This window comes from Arthrobacter sp. SDTb3-6 (genome assembly GCF_013376095.1).
Classification (GTDB): Bacteria; Actinomycetota; Actinomycetes; order Actinomycetales; family Micrococcaceae; genus Specibacter.
This window is the reverse complement of record NZ_JAAMFN010000024.1, coordinates 1-19,405: the sequence shown is the minus strand read 5'-3', so window position 1 is coordinate 19,405 and position 19,405 is coordinate 1. Positions and strand designations below refer to the sequence as shown.

Annotated in this window: 18 protein-coding genes and 1 pseudogene; 10 read left to right on the top strand and 9 right to left on the bottom strand. The window is 68.2% G+C overall.

Translation table 11 applies throughout. The features are described from left to right. Positions 1 to 3 precede the first annotated feature (3 nt). Entirely contained in the window at positions 4 to 621 is a 618-nt protein-coding gene (locus tag G6035_RS12520; protein ID WP_176617436.1) for a TetR/AcrR family transcriptional regulator, read from the top strand. Between the two features lie 20 nt (positions 622 to 641). Here G6035_RS12520 and G6035_RS12515 read toward each other — a convergent pair whose 3' ends face one another. Then, the gene (locus tag G6035_RS12515) at positions 642 to 965 is read right to left on the bottom strand and encodes a helix-turn-helix transcriptional regulator (protein ID WP_176617435.1); all 324 of its coding nucleotides are present in this window, start codon (positions 963 to 965) and stop codon (positions 642 to 644) included. Next, on the bottom strand, positions 962 to 1,393 hold the full coding sequence (locus tag G6035_RS12510; RefSeq protein WP_176617434.1) for an ATPase: 432 nt from the start codon (positions 1,391 to 1,393) through the stop codon (positions 962 to 964). Before G6035_RS12510 ends, G6035_RS12515 begins: the two co-directional genes overlap by 4 nt. Before the next feature lie 141 nt (positions 1,394 to 1,534). Here G6035_RS12510 and G6035_RS12505 point away from each other — a divergent pair, with 141 nt between their 5' ends. Next, on the top strand, positions 1,535 to 2,590 hold the full coding sequence (locus G6035_RS12505) for an FAD-dependent oxidoreductase (RefSeq protein WP_176617433.1): 1,056 nt from the start codon (positions 1,535 to 1,537) through the stop codon (positions 2,588 to 2,590). A 3-nt stretch (positions 2,591 to 2,593) separates the two neighbouring features. On the opposite strand, the gene G6035_RS12500 is transcribed toward G6035_RS12505, so the two are convergent. The 5 genes from G6035_RS12500 to G6035_RS12480 all read right to left on the bottom strand — a co-directional run bounded on the left by G6035_RS12500 (position 2,594) and on the right by G6035_RS12480 (position 5,529). After that, entirely contained in the window at positions 2,594 to 3,202 is a 609-nt protein-coding gene (locus G6035_RS12500; protein WP_176617432.1) for a hypothetical protein, read from the bottom strand. Between the two features lie 214 nt (positions 3,203 to 3,416). Beyond that, entirely contained in the window at positions 3,417 to 3,800 is a 384-nt protein-coding gene (gene crcB, locus G6035_RS12495) for a fluoride efflux transporter CrcB (RefSeq protein ID WP_176617431.1), read from the bottom strand. Continuing rightward, positions 3,797 to 4,282, bottom strand: coding sequence for a CrcB family protein (locus tag G6035_RS12490; RefSeq protein WP_176617430.1), 486 nt, complete (start codon positions 4,280 to 4,282; stop codon positions 3,797 to 3,799). The genes crcB and G6035_RS12490 overlap by 4 nt, the downstream gene beginning before the upstream one ends. After that, positions 4,282 to 4,794, bottom strand: a complete 513-nt coding sequence (locus tag G6035_RS12485) for a universal stress protein (protein ID WP_176617429.1) — start codon at positions 4,792 to 4,794, stop codon at positions 4,282 to 4,284. Before G6035_RS12485 ends, G6035_RS12490 begins: the two co-directional genes overlap by 1 nt. Next, positions 4,795 to 5,529, bottom strand: coding sequence for a hypothetical protein (locus G6035_RS12480; RefSeq protein ID WP_176617428.1), 735 nt, complete (start codon positions 5,527 to 5,529; stop codon positions 4,795 to 4,797). A gap of 210 nt (positions 5,530 to 5,739) precedes the next feature. Here G6035_RS12480 and gcvH point away from each other — a divergent pair, with 210 nt between their 5' ends. From gcvH to G6035_RS12455, 5 genes are all read left to right on the top strand, one after another. Then, positions 5,740 to 6,126, top strand: a complete 387-nt coding sequence (gene gcvH, locus G6035_RS12475; RefSeq protein ID WP_176617427.1) for a glycine cleavage system protein GcvH — start codon at positions 5,740 to 5,742, stop codon at positions 6,124 to 6,126. Positions 6,127 to 6,201: 75 nt separating this feature from the next. Further along, a complete protein-coding gene (locus G6035_RS12470; RefSeq protein ID WP_176617426.1) occupies positions 6,202 to 6,684 on the top strand; it encodes an FHA domain-containing protein in 483 nt (160 codons plus the stop codon). An 85-nt stretch (positions 6,685 to 6,769) separates the two neighbouring features. Continuing rightward, complete coding sequence (locus G6035_RS12465; RefSeq protein ID WP_371131001.1) at positions 6,770 to 7,459, top strand: MerR family transcriptional regulator; 690 nt, start codon at positions 6,770 to 6,772, stop codon at positions 7,457 to 7,459. After that, the gene (locus tag G6035_RS12460) at positions 7,456 to 7,965 is read left to right on the top strand and encodes a bifunctional nuclease family protein (protein ID WP_176617424.1); all 510 of its coding nucleotides are present in this window, start codon (positions 7,456 to 7,458) and stop codon (positions 7,963 to 7,965) included. The genes G6035_RS12465 and G6035_RS12460 overlap by 4 nt, the downstream gene beginning before the upstream one ends. Positions 7,966 to 8,231: 266 nt before the next feature. Further along, entirely contained in the window at positions 8,232 to 8,825 is a 594-nt protein-coding gene (locus G6035_RS12455) for a MerR family transcriptional regulator (protein WP_176617423.1), read from the top strand. 106 nt (positions 8,826 to 8,931) lie between these two features. On the opposite strand, the gene G6035_RS12450 is transcribed toward G6035_RS12455, so the two are convergent. Continuing rightward, on the bottom strand, positions 8,932 to 9,768 hold the full coding sequence (locus G6035_RS12450; protein ID WP_176617422.1) for a ParA family protein: 837 nt from the start codon (positions 9,766 to 9,768) through the stop codon (positions 8,932 to 8,934). Between the two features lie 51 nt (positions 9,769 to 9,819). Here G6035_RS12450 and gcvP point away from each other — a divergent pair, with 51 nt between their 5' ends. The 3 genes from gcvP (at position 9,820) to G6035_RS12435 (ending at position 17,936) form a co-directional block, all read left to right on the top strand. Then, positions 9,820 to 12,837 carry an aminomethyl-transferring glycine dehydrogenase gene (gcvP, locus tag G6035_RS12445; RefSeq protein WP_176617421.1) on the top strand — a complete coding sequence of 1,006 codons (3,018 nt, stop codon included), beginning with the start codon at positions 9,820 to 9,822 and terminating at the stop codon, positions 12,835 to 12,837. Between the two features lie 291 nt (positions 12,838 to 13,128). Further along, positions 13,129 to 16,524, top strand: coding sequence for a pyruvate carboxylase (locus tag G6035_RS12440; protein ID WP_176617420.1), 3,396 nt, complete (start codon positions 13,129 to 13,131; stop codon positions 16,522 to 16,524). A 131-nt stretch (positions 16,525 to 16,655) separates the two neighbouring features. Next, the gene (locus tag G6035_RS12435) at positions 16,656 to 17,936 is read left to right on the top strand and encodes a MinD/ParA family protein (protein WP_176617419.1); all 1,281 of its coding nucleotides are present in this window, start codon (positions 16,656 to 16,658) and stop codon (positions 17,934 to 17,936) included. A gap of 103 nt (positions 17,937 to 18,039) precedes the next feature. Here G6035_RS12435 and G6035_RS12430 read toward each other — a convergent pair. Beyond that, a pseudogene (locus tag G6035_RS12430) lies at positions 18,040 to 18,851 on the bottom strand (IS110 family transposase); the annotation flags it as partial. Positions 18,852 to 19,405: the final 554 nt, after the last annotated feature.

The window sequence follows — 19,405 nt, the reverse complement described above, 5'->3', positions numbered from 1 at the left end:
GACGTGAAACCAACGCGGGAAGCAATTTTGGACGGGGCCCTGCGGGTCATGCGGTCGAAGGGGCTGGCGCGCACCACCACCAAGGAGATTGCCCGGGCCAGCGGTTGTTCCGAACCCCTGCTGTACCGGCACTTTGAGGACAAGATCGGGCTCTTTTTGGCCGTGCTGGCAGAACGCCTGCCCCCGGTCGGCGTGCTGGGACGGGGAGGCGCGGACCTCATTGGCCGCGGGACGCTGGAGGGCAACCTGCGGCTGGTGGTGGCCGAGGTGACGGGCTTCTACCTGACGGTCCTGCCGATCGGCATGTCCATCTTTTCCGACAGCCTGCTGCTGGCCCGGCACCGTGACGCCGTGCAGGCGCACGGGACGGGGCCGGAAATCATCAGCTCGGCGGTACGCGGGTATCTGGCCGGCGAACAGGCGGCAGGGCGCATCCGCCGCGGCGCGCCGCTTGAGGGTGCCGCGATGGCGTTGACGGGGGCCGCCATGCACCGGGCATTCCTGTGGCGCTTTCACGCCGGGGACGGGGAGGCCGCACCCTCCACGGCGAGCCTGGACGGGTTTGCCGCGGAGGTTGTTGCCGGAGTGGTCCCGTCGCTCAGCGTTGCGCCGGCGGACTGACCCTGCCTGCGGCGGCAGCCCTATTCGGGCGCCTCGGCAGCAGCCTTGATGGCGGAAAGCCGCCGGTCCCAGCCGTCGGCAAGGTCCCGGAGCCACGCCGCTGAACGGTCCAGCTCCGCCCGGCGGACGGAGTACAGCACCTCGCGCCCCGAGCGCCGCGGCTCCACCAGGCCCGCGCTGGACAGTATGCGCAGATGGCGGTCCACCGCCTGCCTCGACACCGGCAATGACGGTGCCAGCGACGACGCCGATGCGGCACCCCCGCGCGCCAGCAGCGTGAGCAGTTGCTGGCGGTGGGGATCGCCCAGTGCCGCGAACACGGGCGCCGTCGACGTTGTGGTCATGCCCTTTGCGCCCACTTCAGGGCCGCGTCCAGCTCGATCTGCCAGCCCTCGGCGTTTCCTTCAAACTTCCTGCGCCGCTCTTCTTCGCTGACGCCCAAGGAGTCGAAGCCGCTCTCCGCCACCCGCAGTGTCACGCCGGAGTCGTCCCCATCGATCCAGAACTCCACCAGCGTGGTGGGTGCGGCGTCATCGTCGCCCAGCCACCGGAACGCCGCGTACCGCGGTGCCTCGAGGGCGACGGTCCGGATGCGGAAGGTGCCGTGCACCGGATGGATGATGACATTGACATCGCTGTCCGGGTCGAAGGCGTGGTCCACCACCTCGCCGTCGTTGATCCACCAGCCGGGGCGCCGGATGAGCTCCCAAACCTTCTCCGCGCTGGCGGCAATGCTGATCTCGCGTTCTATCCGGTCCGTGCTGGTTTCCATGACATTCCCCTCGCTTGTTGACCTGCAAATAAAGTGTTGCACGTGTTTGATTGAAGTGCAATGGTTTTATTGCAAGTTATGGCCGCGGGCACTGCCGCCCGTGGGTCGAACCTGGGGCCCGCCGGGCGTAGGCTCGTGACCATGAAGGGAAACGCTGTGGTCATCGGTGGGGGAATCGGCGGACTGGCCGCGGCTAGGGCCCTGGCGCAGCACGGCTGGGCCGTTGCGGTGCGTGAGCGCTCCCCGGCCCTGCCGGCAACGGGGACGTCGCTGGGCATGTGGCCCGAAGCCCTCGAGGCGCTCGACGAAATCGGGGTGGGCCGGCGCGTGCGCGAGGCTGCCGTCCGGGTGTCCGACGCCGGGAGCGCCGGCCTGCGCACGCCGGCCGGCCGCGCGCTGGTCGAGTTGGGCGGGAGCGGCGGGTTGTACCTGGTCTCCCGGTCGGCGCTGCTGGCGATCCTGGCCGACGGCGTCGGCATCACCTTCAGCGACGGGGTCACGGACCAGCGGGGCCTGGCCGGCGTCGACCTGGTGGTGGGGGCCGACGGCACCTTCAGCGGCACCCGGCGGACCGTCTTTGGGGAACGCTATGCTGCACGCACCCTGGGGGCCGTGGCCTGGCGCGGCACCGTGCCTGGAACGGTTTCCAGCTACGGGGAAACCTGGGCGCCAGGGGCCATGTTCGGCATTACGCCCGCCGGGCCGGACGCCAGCAACTGGTATGCGTGCCTTGACGCCGGAGGCACGTTCAAGCCGCCGCACCGCCAGCACCTGCAGGACGTCTTTGGCTCGTGGCGGTCAGGTGTCACCGAGGTGCTGGACCGGTTGGAGGAAGGAGCCATCCTGCACCACGAACTGTTTGAAGTCCCGCCCCTGCCGTCCTTTGTGGGCGGAAATACGGCCCTGGTGGGGGATGCCGCGCACGCCATGGCACCGTTCCTGGGCAGGGGCGCCTGCGAGGCGATCGTGGACGGTGCCGTGCTGGCGAAGTGTTTGGGGAACGCAGCCACCGTGGCGGAGGGGCTGGCGGCCTATGACCGGCAGCGCCGGGGCAAGACGCAGCGAATGGCCGCGATGTCCCGCCGGATGGGCCGCCTGGCCATGATGCGCCGCGGATTTGTGGCCCGGAATGCGGTCCTCGGGGCTGCCGGCAGCGTGCTTCGCCGGGGCCAGGGCCTGTTCCGCCGCCAGCCGTGAGGGTCAGCTTGCGGCAGGGGAGGTGCCGGCCGGCCCGGGTTCCGGGAGAAACTGGCGGTTCCGGATCCGGGAGGCGCCAAAATCGAGCGCAAGCGGCTCGATCTCCAGCGGCCGGCGGTCCCTGGTTTTCGGCCTGCCCACGGATACGTGGGGCGTCCAATGGGGGTGGCGGTAGCCCAGTGCCCGTGAGCTGAGGATGAAATCGTCGACGTTGTCCACGAGCAGCCCGTCCAGCAGCCGGTGCAGGGCCTGCACCAGCTCCACCTGGAAATCCCGGACCTCCCGGGGCACCCCGACTTCAAGGCCGCACACGCTGCCTCCGCCGAGGACTGTCAGGGCTGCCGAGCGTCCGGAAAAGGGGGCCAGGACCGGCAGCGCCCCAAGCCAGCGGACCGTTGCCGCCTGGACGTCCCCGGGACTGGAAATGCCCCGGGTCCACTGGGAAACCTCCCGGGAGAAATCATCCAGGATCCCCAGGTGCAGCAGTGTCATGTGGAGTCCGCGTGGGCGCCGGAGACCGTCGACCAGGACGCCCAGGCCCTCGTAGTCGGCAGGGCCGGCGCCCACGGCGAGGACCGGCACTTCCACCGTGATGCGCGGTGCGGCCTGCATGGCTTCCTCCCCGCCTCCATGGCCGCTGCCGGCCTTTCCCTCGATTATCCGCCACGTGCGGCGGCTTGGCAGCTTCGGCGATGCTGGCTTTCGGCCGCCGGGCAGGTAGTGTTCTTGGTAGCCAATGCGCTTATCTCAAAGTCAGCTGCGGCCAGGCCCGTGCAGCGATTCGCCGTCTCTGTGCGGGCCGCCTTGTTCCAACTTCCCCAACAGCTCAGCCGGCCCAGGCGGCACCGGCCCAGTAGCCGGCGGCGGCGGCGCCAACACACACCAGCAGCGTGCCCAGGGCGTTGGCCAGTGATGCCACATGGCGGCGTTCGGCCATCAGCCGCACGGTTTCATAGCTGGCCGTGCTGAAGGTGGTGTAGCCACCCAAAAAGCCCGTGCCGGCGATGAGGCTGGCGCCGGCGGGGAGCACGGAGCCGGCTGCAAGAGCCGTCAGGACGCCCAGTGCCAGCGAGCCGGTGACATTGATGGCGAACGTTGCCCAGGGAAAAATCGTCTTGAAGCGGCTGCGGATCAGGCCGTCGACCACAAATCGGACCACCGCCCCCACGCCGCCGGCCACGGCCAGCGCCACAAATACCAGCGGGCTCACCGGCTGCCTCCGTTGTCATGGCCGCTGGCGGAACCGGCAGGCGCCACTTCTGGTGCAGCCGGCCGCGGACGACGTGAGCCGGCCAGGATTCCGGTCCAGGTGGCGAACGCGCCGAAAACGACTGTGCCGAGCGCGTAGCCCGCGGCCCACCCGGCCCCGGGAGCCGCCGCTCCAGCCAGCGCCACGGTGCCCACAGCCAGCGTGCTGTACGTGGTGAAGCCGCCGCAAAAGCCGGTCCCGAGCAGCAGCCGCAGCCTGGCTGCGCGGCGGCCCGCCCAGCGCGGCCGCGTCAATTCCTCATAAAGGAAGCCCAGCAGGAAGGCCCCGGCGAGGTTCGCGGCGATGATCGGCCACGGCAGGGGGCCGCCACCGGGCAGGGCGAGGACCAGTCCCTCACGCGCCGCCGTGCCAAGGGCCCCGCCCAGCGCCACCAGGGCCAGGGACTGCGCACGCAGAAACGGCCGGGTTGCAGCGGCCGGCATCAGCGGGCAGTTCCCGGTGCGCCGCCGTCGGGCGCGCCGTGGTGGGTGGGGACCACCAGGACGGGGCGGTGCTGCCGGCGGGCCAGGCGGGTGGCCACCGAATGCTTGAAGAGGTCGTGCATCGTGGTGTGCGCGTCGCCGTGCGTGCCCACCACGAGCAACGCCGCCGCCAGGGTGTCGGCACAGTGCGCCAGCGCATCCGCAACGTCCCCGGCCAGCAGCAGCGGCCGCCAGGGCAGTCCCAGCGGCGCCAGCTGCCGGTCCAGGCCGGCGGCGAGGCCGGCCGGGAACTCGGCGTCGGACTCGTCGTCATAGTCGGGGTCCACGGACGCGGTGGCCACGGAGCCGTCCGCCGCCTCGGAGACCACATAGCGGCCCGGGTTGACATAGGCGCAGACCAATTCGGCGCCCAAAGCCGCTGCCAGCCTGGCTGCTTCGCCCACCACGTCGGGGGACTGGCCCGGGAACACGCCTGCCAGCACCAGGGCCGCCCGGGGCTGCTGTGCCACCATTCAGGCCTCCGGGGCGCCCGGAGCGTCGGGCTCGGAGGGCGTGGATGGGGGGCCCTGCCGCGGGTTGCGGGCGTGGGCACGCGCTGCGGTCCTGGCCGCCTTGTCCGCGGCGCGTTGGGCGGCGAGGTCCGCGCGTGCCTTGGCTTGTTCGTTTTTGCGGACCAGCTTTTCCGCAGCCTTGATCTGGCGGATCCGGCGGCCGCGGCGGATCCAGGCGCGGCCCAGCACGATCACGGCCACGGCGCACACCACGCCGGCCACCATGAAGATCTGGCTCCAGGTGCCAAACCAGTTGGCGCCGCCGGTGGTCCAGATGGCACGGGCGTCGGCAGCCGAGGCGGTGTTGCCGTACACCACGGACAAGGTGAGCAGGTTGGGCAGGGTCAGCACCAGCCCCGCCACGAGGAGCCCTACGCGGACCCACTTGTTCAGCTTCCTGTGGTGCGCCTGCCACGCCACCAGCACCGGCACAAAGGCAAACACGAAGCCATAGAACATCCCCAGCGGGATGGCGTTGCCCAGCTTGCCGCCCGTCTGGTCGCGAATGGAGGTGGCCCACGCCAGCGGCACCGTGACCGAGGCAATGTAATACGCGACCAGCAGCACCACGGCTGCCACCACGCCAACGATGGTGCGCGTCAGCCACGCCGGCACCTTTTTCCTGCCGGCGGAGCGGCCGGCCCCCCCTGCGGGGAGGGGAGCGTTGTCCGGATGCGGTGCAGTCGATTCGCCCATACAAGGCATCATGCCACCCTGGCGCACACTGCGTCAGCGCAGACACCCGTTTGGGGCAAGAAAAGTCTCGAAGCAACCTTCGACTTGTCAAGAAGGCTTTCACACTAAAGACTGGACGTGGCCAAAGGGAACAACACCCCTGGCCGGACTGGCCCAAGTTATCCATTGCACATTCCTCGCCGCAGCGATGAACCCCGAAAGGTGCGCCACATGAGCAACATCCCCGCAGACCTCTCCTACACCGCCGAGCACGAATGGGTCGGTGCGCCCAATGCCGAAGGTGTTGTGCGGGTTGGCATCACAGACTTCGCCCAGGACGCCCTGGGCGACGTGGTTTACGTCCAGGTGCCCGAGTCCGGTACGGAGGTCACTGCCGACACCGTGGTTGGCGAAGTGGAGTCCACCAAGAGCGTCAGCGACATTTACGCCCCGCTGACCGGCACCGTGACGGCGCGCAATGAAGCGCTCGACGCCGACCCCGCCCTGATCAACTCGGACCCCTACGGTGCCGGCTGGCTCGTGGAAATCACGCTGGCCGATGCGTCCACCCACGCCTCCCTGCTCAGCGCCGCCGAGTACCAGGAAAAGGTAGGCTAGAAGAACGGACCATCTGCGGGCCGCAGATGGGCCATACGTCCACACATTTAGCTATCAAGCTTAGGAGGAGTACCAATGGTTGACACGGGTAACGACGCCGGAGTGAATGGTCAGGCGGATTCCCAGGATCAGCCGGGTGCTTCAGACACCACGTCCATCCAGCTCCCTCCCGTCGGCGGCCGCCGCATCCAGGCCCCGCCGCTGGCCCCGGACGAGCAGGCGGCCGTGAACTCGCTGCCGGCCGGCTCGGCCCTGCTGATCGCCCACGCGGGCCCCAACGCCGGCGCGCGATTCCTGCTGGACAGCGCCGTGACAACGGTGGGGCGGCACCCGGACGCCGATATTTTCCTTGACGACGTGACGGTCTCGCGCCGGCACGTGCAGTTCTTCAAGGCGGCCGGCGGGTTTGAAATCACCGATTCCGGAAGCCTCAACGGCACCTACGTCAACGGCGACCGCGTGGACACCATCCTGCTGCGCACCGGGGACGAGGTGCAGATCGGCAAGTTCCGCTTGACGTATTACTTCAGCACCGCACACGCCACCACGAACTCCTGAGGGCCCGGTGGCAAGTGTGAACCAAGGCGCCGGCAGGCGGCTGGTGGAGGTCCAATCCACCGGCCGCCGGCCCGGCGCTGCCGTCATTTTCAACATCGGCGAGGTTCTGGCCCAGCTTGCTGACGACTTTCCGTCCGTGACGGCGTCGAAGATCAGGTTTTACGAGGAAAAAGGCCTCATCACCCCGCAACGGACGCCGGCGGGCTACCGCCAGTTCCGCGAGTCTGATGTCGAACGGCTGCGGTTCGTGCTGGCGCTCCAGCGCGACCACTACCTGCCCTTGAAGGTGATCCGGGAATACCTGGATGCGATCGACCAGGGCGAGGCGCCGACGAACCTGCCGCCCGGCGTGTCCATCGCCCCCCGGATGGTTTCCGACGAGCTCGGCGTGGAACTGAAGCGCCGCTCACGCCGCCTGAGCTCCGAGCAGCTGCGCGCCGAATGCGGGGCCAGCGCCGGGCTGCTGGAGGCCATGGTCAGCTACGGCCTGGTGGAAATGCGCGACGGCAGCTTTGACGACCAGGCCCTGCGTGTCGCCAAGGCCTGCACGGAGCTGGCCGCCCACGGCCTGGAACCCCGCCACCTGCGTCCCTTCCAGGCGGCGGCCGACCGTGAATTCGGCCTGGTGGAACGCGCCGTGGCACCCCTGGCGTCGCGCCGCGACGGCGCCTCCGCCGCCCGGGCCGCGGAGGCGGCACGCGAGATCGCCGAGCTGTGCCTGGGCCTGCACAGCGCCCTGGTGCAGTCAAGGATCTCCTCCATGGAGGCGCCGTGATCGAGGTGGAGATTGTGGGCGTGCGCATTGAGATGCCCTCCAACCAGCCGCTGGTGCTCCTCAAGGAGCGGCTGGGGGAGCGCCACATCCCGATTTGGATTGGCGCCTCCGAAGCCACGGCCATCGCGCTGGCTGAACAAGGGGTGGTGCCGCCGCGCCCGCTCACCCACGACCTGCTGTGCGCCGTCGTGGCCGCCTTGGGACACCGGGTGGTCCGCGTCAACCTCACCAAGGTGGAGGACGGCGTGTTTTTCGCCGAGCTGCTGTTCGACGACGGCACCGCCGTGGGCTCCCGCGCCTCGGACGCGATTGCCGTGGCCCAGCGGTCCGCCTGCCCGATTTGGGCTTCGGAGGCCCTGGTGGAGGAAGCCGGGGTGCTCATTGCCGACCACGACGAGCACGACTCCTCCGGGACGGGGGACGACGACGCCGAGGCCAAGGAACGTGAGGTGCGCCAGTTCCGTGAGTTCCTCAACGATGTTGAGCCCGAGGACTTCGACAAATGACCCCCGCCGAAGGGTCCCGGCGGCCACCCGCCGACCATGCCTAACGTTAAACCTGAGGCTGAAACTTTCGACACGGCCAAATTGTTATCTTGACGTCTTTGACCTTGGTGCCGCCCCGTTCTAACGTCGAAGTAATCAGTCCCCCATTGCAAGCTGTGGCGGGTGCAGTCACACTGGAGGTTGGGACCCGTGCCCACGCCCCAGGTGGTCCGCACGGCCGCCGCCCCGCAATATCCGTTCGGGGGACCGCGAACAGGAGGATCCACGTGAGTCCGAAAAGTGACGCCGGCGAGCTCAACGCCGTTGCCGTCCCCGGTCCCGCCCTGACGGCAGGTGCCCAGGGACTGCTTTTCACCGAGGATCTCCCAGTCCTGGACGAAGATGCGGGCTACCGCGGCCCGATCGCCTGCAAGGCGGCCGGGATCACCTACCGCCAGCTGGACTACTGGGCCCGTACCGGCCTGGTGGAGCCGGCCGTGCGCGGCGCCGCGGGCTCCGGATCCCAGCGTCTTTACGGCTTCCGCGACATCCTGGTTCTCAAGGTGGTCAAGCGTCTTCTTGACACCGGCGTGTCCCTCCAGCAAATCCGCTCCGCCGTGGACCACCTGCGCGAGCGCGGCGTGGAGGACCTGGCCCAGATCACGCTCATGAGCGACGGCGCCTCCGTCTACGAATGCACCTCCGCCGACGAGGTCATCGACCTGGTCCAGGGCGGCCAGGGCGTGTTTGGCATTGCCGTGGGCCGGGTCTGGCGGGAAGTTGAGGGCAGCCTGGCCGCCCTGCCGAGCGAACACGCCCCCGTGCAGTCCTTCCCCGACGACGAACTCAGCCGCCGGCGCGCCGAGCGCAAGATTTCCTAGCCGGCCGCACGCCAGCCGGCAGCATGTAAAAGGGTCCGCTGGGGCCCGGCCCAAGGTGGCCGGGCCCCAGCGGACCCTTGTCGTTTAAGTGCGGTTGACCCCGCCGTCAGCCGCGATACAGGCGGCTGCGGGTGGCGCCCTGGTTCAGCACGGCATCCAGCAGCTTGTCGAACAGGGCCGAGGAGTTCTTGGCCGAATCGCCGGGCCACTGGTGGATGGGGTGCGCGGCCCCCTGGATCTGCTGCCAGTTTGCCTGCTCGGGAATCGTGGGGGAGAGCAGCAGCTCGCCAAACATGGTCTTCATTTCCCCCAGCCGGTAGCTGTGCTCGTTGGAGCCGCTGCGCACGCGGTTGGCCACAATGCCGGCCGGAACCAGGGCGGGGGCGAATTCGCTGCGGAACAGCTCGATGGCCCGCATCGTGCGCTGGGTGCCGGCGACGGAAAACAGCCCGGGCTCGGCCACCAGCAGCACCCGGCTGCTGGCCGTCCAGGCCATGCGGGTCAGGCCGTTCAGCGACGGCGGGCAGTCGATCAGGACCAGCTGGTACGGTGCCTTGCCGTCCCGGTCGGCGTTGGCCAGGACCGTGGAGAGCCGGCGCAGGTCGCGGCGGCCCAGGTCGGGGCGGTCGTAAATGCCGCTGAAGGCCGAGCCCATGGCGACGTCAAGCACCGGCAACGGCACGCCGTCGTGCTTGTGGGCGGCCAGCCAGCCGGACGGGACCACATTGGCGGCGAGGTCGGCCTTGCGCGAGCCCTTGATCATGCGCCCGATGTCCAGCTGCCCGGCGGGGTGGACGCCCAGCCCGGTGGTGGCGTCCGCATGGGGGTCAAGGTCTATCACCAGGGTGGGGATGCCGGCGGCCAGGGCTGCCGACGCCAAGCCGAGCGTGACCGACGTCTTGCCGACGCCGCCCTTGAGGCTGCTGATGCTCACTACTTGCACGGATGAACCATTACCTTTGCGTCGCGTTCAAAAACCAGGGGCCGCCTGTGGATGCCGGGGCATGTTCCAAGACACATACAATGGCTCTGGAACGTTCGCGACTTGGAGAACCCATTGACAAACACCCCAGACAACCAGCCCGGCAGCCAGCACCAAAACAGCCTCGTGTCGGCCATTTTCAGTGACCGGCACATCGGGGTTGGTGCACAGCCCCACGTTCATCATATGTTGAGCACCCTCGGATTTGGCTCTTTGGAGGAGCTTTCGGCCGCAGCGTTGCCCGAATCCATTTACACCACCGAGCCGCTGGACCTCCAGACGGCGGCTTCCGAGGAAGCGATGCTGGCCGAATTAAGGGCCCTCGCCGCCAAGAACACGGTCAACAAGTCGTTCATTGGCCAGGGCTACTACGGCACGCACACGCCCGGTGTCATCCAGCGCAACGTTCTTGAAAGCCCCGCCTGGTACACCGCCTACACCCCCTACCAGCCCGAGATCTCCCAGGGCCGCCTCGAGGCGCTGCTGAACTTCCAGACGGTGGTTGCGGACCTGACGGGCATGGTCACCGCCAATGCGTCCATGCTGGACGAAGGCACGGCCGCCGCCGAGGCCGTGGCCCTGATGCGCCGCAGCAACCGTTCCGCCAAGGCCGACGCCGTCATGGTGGTGGACGCCGACGTCTTCCCGCAGACCCTGGCCGTCATCCGCACCCGGGCCAAGGCCATGGGCATCCCGGTGCTGGTCCACGACTTCGAGGACGACGGCGCACTGCCGGACGTCGAGTTCTTCGGCCTCCTGCTCCAGTACCCGGGCGACTCCGGGCTCATCCGCGACCTTGCCCCGATCATCGCCGCGGCCAAGGAACGCAAGGCAGTGGTGGCCGTCGCGGCCGACCTGCTGGCCCTGACGCTGCTGGAGTCGCCCGGCGGGCTGGGCGCCGACCTGGCCGTGGGCACCTCACAGCGCTTTGGCGTGCCCATGGGCTTTGGCGGCCCGCACGCCGGCTACATGGCCGTGCGCCAGGGCCTGGAGCGTGCGCTTCCCGGCCGGCTCGTGGGCGTCTCCAAGGACGCTGCCGGCAACATGGCCTACCGCCTGGCGCTGCAGACCCGCGAGCAGCACATCCGCCGTGAAAAGGCCACCTCCAACATCTGCACCGCCCAGGTGCTGCTGGCCGTCATGGCCGGCATGTACGCCGTCTACCACGGCCCCGAGGGCCTGCGGAAGATCGCCACGCGGGTCCACGCCCTCGCCCTGGCCGTGGCCGCCGCGGCAACGGCCGCCGGCCACACCGTGGTCCATGCCAACTACTTCGACACCGTGAAAGTGCGCATTGCCTCGGCCAGCGGTCACTCGGCCGCCGAGTTTGTGGCGGCGGCCCACACCGCCGGCTACCTGTTGCGCCAGGTGGACCACGACCACCTCCAGATCGCGGTGGACGAGACCACCACGGAAGCCGATGTCGCCGCACTGGCCGGGCTGCTCGCAGGCCGGGCTCCCTCGGGCACGGCCGCCGCCCGGAACACCGGTGCGAACAGCGCAACGGGAACGGTCCTGCCAGCGGATGCCTCCGGCGTCGCACTTCCCGCCCCGGCGCGCAGCACCGGCTACCTGGAGAACCAGGTGTTCCACGTGCACAACTCGGAAACGCAGATGCTGCGCTACCTGCGCAGGCTGGCCGACGCCGACTATGCGCTGGACCGCGGCATGATCCCGCTGGGCTCGTGCACCATGAAGCTCAACGCCACCGCCGAGATGGCCGCCATCACCTGGCCGGAGTTCGCCAGCCTCCATCCCTTCGCTCCGGCGTCGGACACCGTGGGCATCGTGGAGATGGCCACCCAGCTGGAGGAATGGCTGGCCGAGATCACCGGCTACGACGCCGTCTCCGTCCAGCCCAACGCCGGCTCGCAGGGCGAGTTTGCCGGGCTCATGGCCATCCGCGCCTACCACGTGGAAAACGGCAACACGGACCGTGACATTGTCCTGATCCCCACCTCCGCCCACGGCACCAACGCCGCGTCCGCCGTCATGGCAGGGCTGAAGGTGGTTCCGGTGGCCACGGACGGCTTCGGCAACATCGACATTGACGACCTCAAGCGCCAGATCACCGTCCACGAAAACCGGCTGGCGGCCATCATGGTCACCTACCCCTCCACGCACGGCGTGTTTGAAACGTCCATCAGCGCCATTTGCGCCATGGTGCACGACGCCGGCGGCCAGGTCTACGTCGACGGCGCCAACCTCAACGCCCTCGTGGGCCTGGCCCGGCCCGGCAAGTTTGGTTCCGACGTCTCCCACCTCAACCTGCACAAGACGTTCTGCATCCCGCACGGCGGCGGCGGCCCCGGGGTGGGGCCCGTGGGCGTCCGGTCGCACCTGGCCAAGCACCTGCCTGCGCGGGAACTCGGGCTTGATTCCTCCGTGGGCCTGGTCTCCAGCGCGCCGTACGGCTCGGCGTCGATCCTGCCGATCTCCTGGGCCTACATCCGCATGATGGGTCCGGACGGGCTGCGCCTGGCCACCCAGACCGCCATCCTGTCAGCCAACTACATTGCCCGCCGCCTCAGCGAACACTACCCGGTGCTGTACACGGGTGCCCACGACCTCGTGGCGCATGAATGCATCCTGGACCTGCGCGCCATCACGGCCGGCTCCGGTGTGAGCGTGGATGACGTGGCCAAGCGCCTGATCGACTACGGCTTCCATGCTCCGACCATGTCCTTCCCGGTCGCCGGAACCTTGATGGTGGAGCCCACGGAGTCCGAGGACCTGGCCGAACTCGACAGGTTCATCGACGCGATGATTGCCATCCGCAAGGAAATCGCGGCCGTCCAGGACGGGCTGTGGCCGGCCGGGGACAACCCGCTGGCCAACGCCCCGCACACGGCCCACAGCCTGACGCAGGAATGGGGGCACCCGTACGGCCGCGAAGAGGCAGTGTTCCCGGCCGGCGTCGACCCCCGTGCCAAGTACTGGCCGCCGGTGGGCAGGGTGGACCAGGCCTACGGCGACCGGCACCTGGTGTGCTCGTGCCCGTCCATTGAGGAACTGGCCGAAGTGTCCTGACGGGTGTGCCTGTCCCTGTTCCTTGTGGGAACATGGGCAGGCACCTTGTGTCTCCGGACACCTTTATTACGGTTTCCGGCCGTGAGATGCGACACATCATTTGGCGCGCCGGCGGCCGTGGGGCCAAACTTGCATCACTTTAGTTTTTTCTAAAGTGACGATTCAGGCCCACTACCGTGGAACGCGGGCCTGGACATCAACAACCACAGTTCCTGAACCATCATTTGCACCAGTCCGCCGGCTGCCACAGCGGGAGGCGGACCGCCACGCCAGCGTAAACACAGGAGTGACATGTTTTCAAAGATTCTGGTTGCCAACCGCGGTGAGATCGCCATCCGTGCCTTCCGCGCGAGCTACGAGCTCGGCGCCAAGACGGTTGCCGTCTTCCCCCACGAGGACCGCAATTCCATCCACCGCCAAAAAGCGGACGAAGCGTACCTCATCGGAGAGGAGGGCCACCCGGTCCGTGCTTACCTGGACGTGGAGGAGGTGGTCCGCGTTGCCAAGGAAGCCGGCGCGGACGCCATTTACCCCGGTTACGGGTTCCTGTCTGAAAACCCCGGACTGGCCGCCGCCGCCGCTGCCGAAGGCATCACCTTTGTGGGCCCGCCGGCCGAGGTGCTGGAGATGACGGGGAACAAGTTCCAGGCGCTCAAGGCCGCCCGCGAGGCCGGCATTCCGGTACTCAAGTCCAGCGAACCCAGCGACGACCTGGACACGCTCATTGCCGCAGCCGAGGAAATCGGCTTCCCCGTCTTCGCCAAGGCCGTGGCCGGCGGCGGCGGGCGCGGCCTGCGGCGCGTGGACACGCGCGAGGAGCTGCGGGAGGCCCTCAGCGCGGCCATGCGTGAAGCCGATGCCGCCTTCGGCGACGCCACCATGTTCCTGGAGCAGGCCGTGCTGCGTCCCCGCCACATCGAGGTGCAGATCCTGGCCGATGCCGAGGGCAATGTCATCCACCTCTTTGAGCGTGACTGCTCGCTGCAGCGCCGCCACCAGAAGGTGGTGGAGATCGCCCCGGCGCCCAACCTGGACGAAAACATCCGCAAGGCCCTGCACGCCGACGCCGTGAAGTTTGCCAAGGCCATGGGCTACGTCAACGCCGGCACCGTCGAGTTCCTCGTGGACACCGTGGGGGAGCGGGCCGGCCAGCACGTCTTCATTGAAATGAACCCCCGCATCCAGGTGGAGCACACGGTCACCGAGGAAATCACCGATGTGGACCTGGTGCAGGCACAGCTGCGCATCGCCGCCGGCGAGACCCTGGCCGACCTGGGCCTGAGCCAGGAGACCGTGCAGGTCAAGGGTGCAGCCCTGCAGTGCCGCATCACCACCGAGGACCCGGCCAACGGATTCCGCCCCGACGTCGGAAAGATCACCACCTACCGTTCCGCCGGCGGCGCCGGCATCAGGCTCGACGGCGGCACCATCTACGCGGGTGCCGAAATCAGCCCGCACTTCGACTCCATGCTGGTCAAGCTCACCTGCCGCGGCCGCGACTACAAGACGGCGGTGGGCCGCGCACGCCGCGCCCTGGCCGAATTCCGGATCCGCGGCGTGTCCACCAACATCCCGTTCCTGCAGGCCGTGCTGGACGACCCGGCCTTCAACGCCGGCGACATCGCCACCTCCTTCATCGACGAACGCCCGGAGCTCCTGCACGCCCGCGTATCCTCCGACCGCGGCACGAAGCTGCTGACCTGGCTGGCGGACGTCACCGTCAACAAGCCCAACGGCGAGCTGAAGGTCCATGCCGACCCGGCCCTGAAGCTGCCGTTTGTGGACGTGGACACGGCGCCGGCCGGATCACGCCAGCGGCTGGCCGAGCTGGGCCCGGAGGGCTTTGCCGCCGCACTGCGCGCGCAAACCGCCGTCGCGGTCACCGACACCACCTTCCGCGACGCCCACCAGTCCCTGCTGGCCACCCGGGTGCGCACCCGCGACCTGGCCACTGCCGGCGCTGCGGTATCCGTGCTGACGCCGCAGCTGCTCTCCGTGGAGGCCTGGGGCGGGGCCACCTACGACGTCTCGCTGCGCTTCCTTGGCGAAGACCCGTGGCAGCGCCTAGTCAAGCTGCGCGCGGCCCTGCCGAACATCTGCCTCCAGATGCTGCTGCGCGGGAGGAACACCGTTGGCTACACCCCGTACCCGGCAGAAGTCACCGACGCATTTGTGCAGGAGGCCGCCGCCAGCGGCATCGACATCTTCCGCATCTTCGACGCCCTGAATGACGTGGACCAGATGGAACCGGCCATCCGGGCGGTCCGCGCCACCGGCACGGCCGTGGCCGAGGTGGCCCTGTGCTACACCGGCGACCTCCTGGACCCGGCGGAAACCATCTACACGCTGGACTACTACCTGGACCTGGCCCAGCGCATCGTCGACGCCGGCGCGCACATCCTGGCCATCAAGGACATGGCCGGCGTGCTGCGCCCGGCGGCCGCGGCCAAACTGGTCACGGCACTGCGTGAGCGCTTTGACCTGCCCGTCCACCTGCACACGCACGACACCGCAGGCGGCCAGCTCGCGACGCTGACGGCCGCCGTCAACGCCGGGGTCGACGCCGTCGACGTCGCCTCCGCCTCCCTGGCCGGCACCACCAGCCAGCCGTCCGCCTCGGCCCTGGTTGCCGCACTGGCGCACACCGACCGCGACACCGGGATCGACCTGGCCGCGATCAGCTCGCTGGAACCCTACTGGGAGGCCGTGCGGCGCGTGTACGCGCCGTTTGAGTCCGGCCTGGCCGCGCCCACGGGCCGCGTCTACCGTCACGAGATCCCCGGCGGCCAGCTCTCCAACCTGCGCCAACAGGCCATTGCCCTGGGCCTGGGGGAGCGCTTCGAGGAAATCGAGGACATGTACACGGCCGCCGACCGGATCCTGGGGCACCTGGTCAAGGTGACGCCGTCGTCCAAGGTGGTGGGCGACCTCGCCCTGCACCTGGTGGGCATCAAGGCCGACCCGGCCGACTTCGAGCAAAACCCGCAGAACTACGACATCCCGGATTCCGTGGTGGGCTTCCTGGGCGGCGAACTGGGCACACCTCCCGGCGGCTGGCCCGAGCCGTTCCGCACCAAGGCGCTGCAGGGGCGCACCGTCGTCGAACGCGTGGGCACGCTCAGCCCGCAGGACAGCGAAGAGCTGGCGGCGGACAGCGAAACGCGGCGCGCGGCCTTGAACCGGCTGCTTTTTGCCGGTCCCACCACGGACTTCGCCAAGGTCCGCGAAACGTACGGCGACGTATCGGTGCTGGACACCCGCGACTACCTTTACGGGCTGCAGCGGGGCCAGGAGCACGTCGTGGCACTGGACAAGGGCGTACGCCTGATTGTCTCCCTGGAAACCATTTCGGAGGCCGACGAGAAGGGCATGCGCACCGTAACGTGCAAGCTCAACGGCCAAAGCCGGCCGGTGATTGTGCGGGACAACAGTGTCGAGAGCACGGTCAAGGCCGCGGAAAAGGCGGACGATGCAGTGGCCGGGCAGATCGCCGCGCCGTTCGCCGGCGCCGTCAGCCTCAAGGTTGCCGTGGGCGACGTCGTGGAGGCCGGGGCCACCGTGGCCACCATCGAGGCCATGAAGATGGAGGCCTCCATCACGACGCCGGTGGGCGGCACCGTTTCCCGGCTCGCCGTGGACGGCGTGTCACAGGTGCAGGGCGGGGACCTGCTGGTGGTGGTGGGCTAGGACCGATGCCGGCGTCGGGTGCCGAAAGGCGCCCCAACGCCCTGCGCTACACTAAAAACCAAACAGGCACCGCAACCGCGGCCGGAAAATTCCTTCCGGCCGCGGTGGCATTTTTAGTGGGTAACGGAGACATGGCGAATAAAAACACCAAGCCGAAAGAAGCCGGCAGGCCCGTGGCAGGGGAGGCCCCGGCGGGCGGGTTGGCTGAGCTGGACGAACTGGACGAACTGGACACCGACGTGACACCGGCGTGCGAGAACCTGGCGGGCGGGGTTGCCCTCGCGCCCGCGGCGGCCGATCCGGCGTCAACGGGCGCGGTGGAAACCATTACGCAGGTGACCCTGGGAACCCTCCCGGAACGGCCGCAGACTGAACCGGGTTCAGGCGCCGTTCGCGCTACAGCCACCTCCATGCCGCAGACCACGGTGGAACCCCTGGAAGTACCGGTGCAGCAGGGCACCAGCCCCCGCCGGCAGCGTGAGGACGGGCCCGAACCCGCAGCGGCGCTCACCAGCGACCGCCTGCTGAACAAGGTCGCTGCGCCTCCCGTAGGCGGCTGGCGGCTGTGGCTGTACAAGGCCAGCTTCGGCTCGGTCAATGTGGGGGACTCGGACAAGGTCCGCCTGGAACGGGCGCAGGACAACCTGATTGCCTCGCGCCTGGGGGAGCGCACCCGCTTTGTGCCGGTGTTGTCCCGGAAGGGTGGCGTCGGCAAGACCACCGTCACCACGCTGCTCGGGATGGTCCTGGCGGACACCCGTGAGGACCGCGTCATTGCAATGGACGCCAACCCGGACCGCGGCACGTTGTCAGACCGATCGCCCGGCAGTGCGGACTTTACCGCCCGGAACCTGGTCAAGGACCGTTTCAACGTCACCACATTCTCACAGTTGTCCAACTATGTGGCCCGCGACGGTTCACGCCTGGACGTGCTCGCAAGCGATACCGATCCCACGGTGGCACAGGCCTTTGACGATTCCGACTACCGGGCCGTCACGGACATCCTCAGCAAGTACTATTCCATTGTCCTCACGGACTCCGGCACCGGCATGGTCCACTCGGTCATGAAGGGCACCCTGGAAAAGGCCGACGCCGTGGTGTTGGTTTCCGGCGGAAGCGTGGACGAGGCAAGACTCGCCTCGGAGACGCTCTCCTGGTTGGAAGCCCACGGACGCCACGACCTGGTCGCCAACGCCATCGTGGTGGTCAACATGTCGGGCGGGGAAACCCAAGTCGACATTGCCCAGATCGAGGAACACTTCAGGTCCCGGGTGCGCAATGTCTTGCGCATTCCGTATGACAAGCACCTGGCAGAAGGGTCCCGCGTCGAGTTGGCCAAGTTGCGCCCGGCCACGCGCCTGGCTGTCAAGGAACTTGCGTCACTCGTTGTCACGGAGCTGCAGCGGCGGTAGTCGTGGCGGGGGCGCCTGTAGTCGTGCCAGCGGCGCCGCTGCGGTCGGGACCTGAAGCCGCCGGTGGCCGGGTGGTTCGTCCGGTCGGTGGTTCGTTCTGGGGGGGGTGGGCCTCCACGAGTGCTTCGACTTGGGTGAGGAGCTCATCCCGGGCCGTGCGGAGTTGCCTGAGCATGGCGGCGAGCTGAGGGAGGACAACGCCTGCAGCGCCGGTGCCTGAGACCGCCAAACTCTGCTCATTCAAGGCTGTGAATACATCGGCGGCCCAGCGTTTCCCGGCCCGTGGCGCATATTTCAAGAGCAGTGTCGCCACGCGGGCCTGCCCGGCTTTGCGCAGCTTTTCCGGGGTCGGGTATTTGATCAGCAACTCGGCCATGGCCGGGTGATCCAGGTGCTCACCAACGACGCGTTCCAGCGCCGGATGTATCTGCGTGGGCAGGCCCCGAATCCGGTTGGAAGTCGCCGTGGCCTGCTTGGCCAGATCATCGTCAAACCCGCAGGGCATGGAGAGTTCGGCGGCTTGTTCGTCGGCGAGGACGATGGAACGCAGCGTGTGCGGCAGGGACCGGGCAGCTTCAGCAATGATCGCAGCGTCCCTGGCGTCTGTCTTGGCTTCGCCGGGGTGCAGGTCGGCGATGCGGCGCATGGCCAGTCCCGGAATGTAGCCGACCATGATGCCTTCAGCTTGGGCCACAGCGACTGGCAGGGCACCAATGGTCGAGGGCTGATCCACGACCAACAATACGGTGCCTTTGCCGGCCACGGCCGTGCTGATGGCACGGAGTTTGGCTTCATCCTGGGGCAGCGCCGGTCCAGGAGCTTCTTGCCGGCACGGTCGATGGCGACCGCGTGGTGATTGCTCTTGCCAACATCAACACCTATGAAAACATCGATTTCGTCGTGGTTCTTGATCAACGCACAACTCCCAGAATTTGTCGTAGGAAACCGCGTTGGCTTGTCCTAAGGCGGCAAGGCTCGGCATCTTTGGTTACGGCTGACCTACACGCTGATTCCCTGTGCTGGTCCCGTCCCCATTAGCGATATCCCTGGCGCCTATTGCGTCCCGGTGACAACACCCCCCTGTAAGTATTTGTAGTGGCTGGTCTGTGACTAGCTGGCAGGGTAAGTACTGGTTGTTCTTCAATGACGGTGACTCAACACCCCCTCGGCCCCTGGTGGGCCTTGGATCCGAATTGTCCCGTGCCCGGGTCCGGGACTCGATTGAAGGCTCCGCCTCCGGGGGAACACGCCGGTTTCTGCATCCCTATAGGGCCCCACCAGGCAGGGGATCGACACGCCCGTTCCGCCCAGCTGCCGGGGCTGCGGCCCACGGCGTGACCACAGTGATGCAGGCCCCGCCACCCAGCCGAGTCCTCCCGACGGTTGCAACCCAGCCTCGATGAGCACGCCCTCGAACGTGCGGCAGCGTCTACCAAAACAGCCCCGGTTGCAACCGGGCGTTGGAAAAC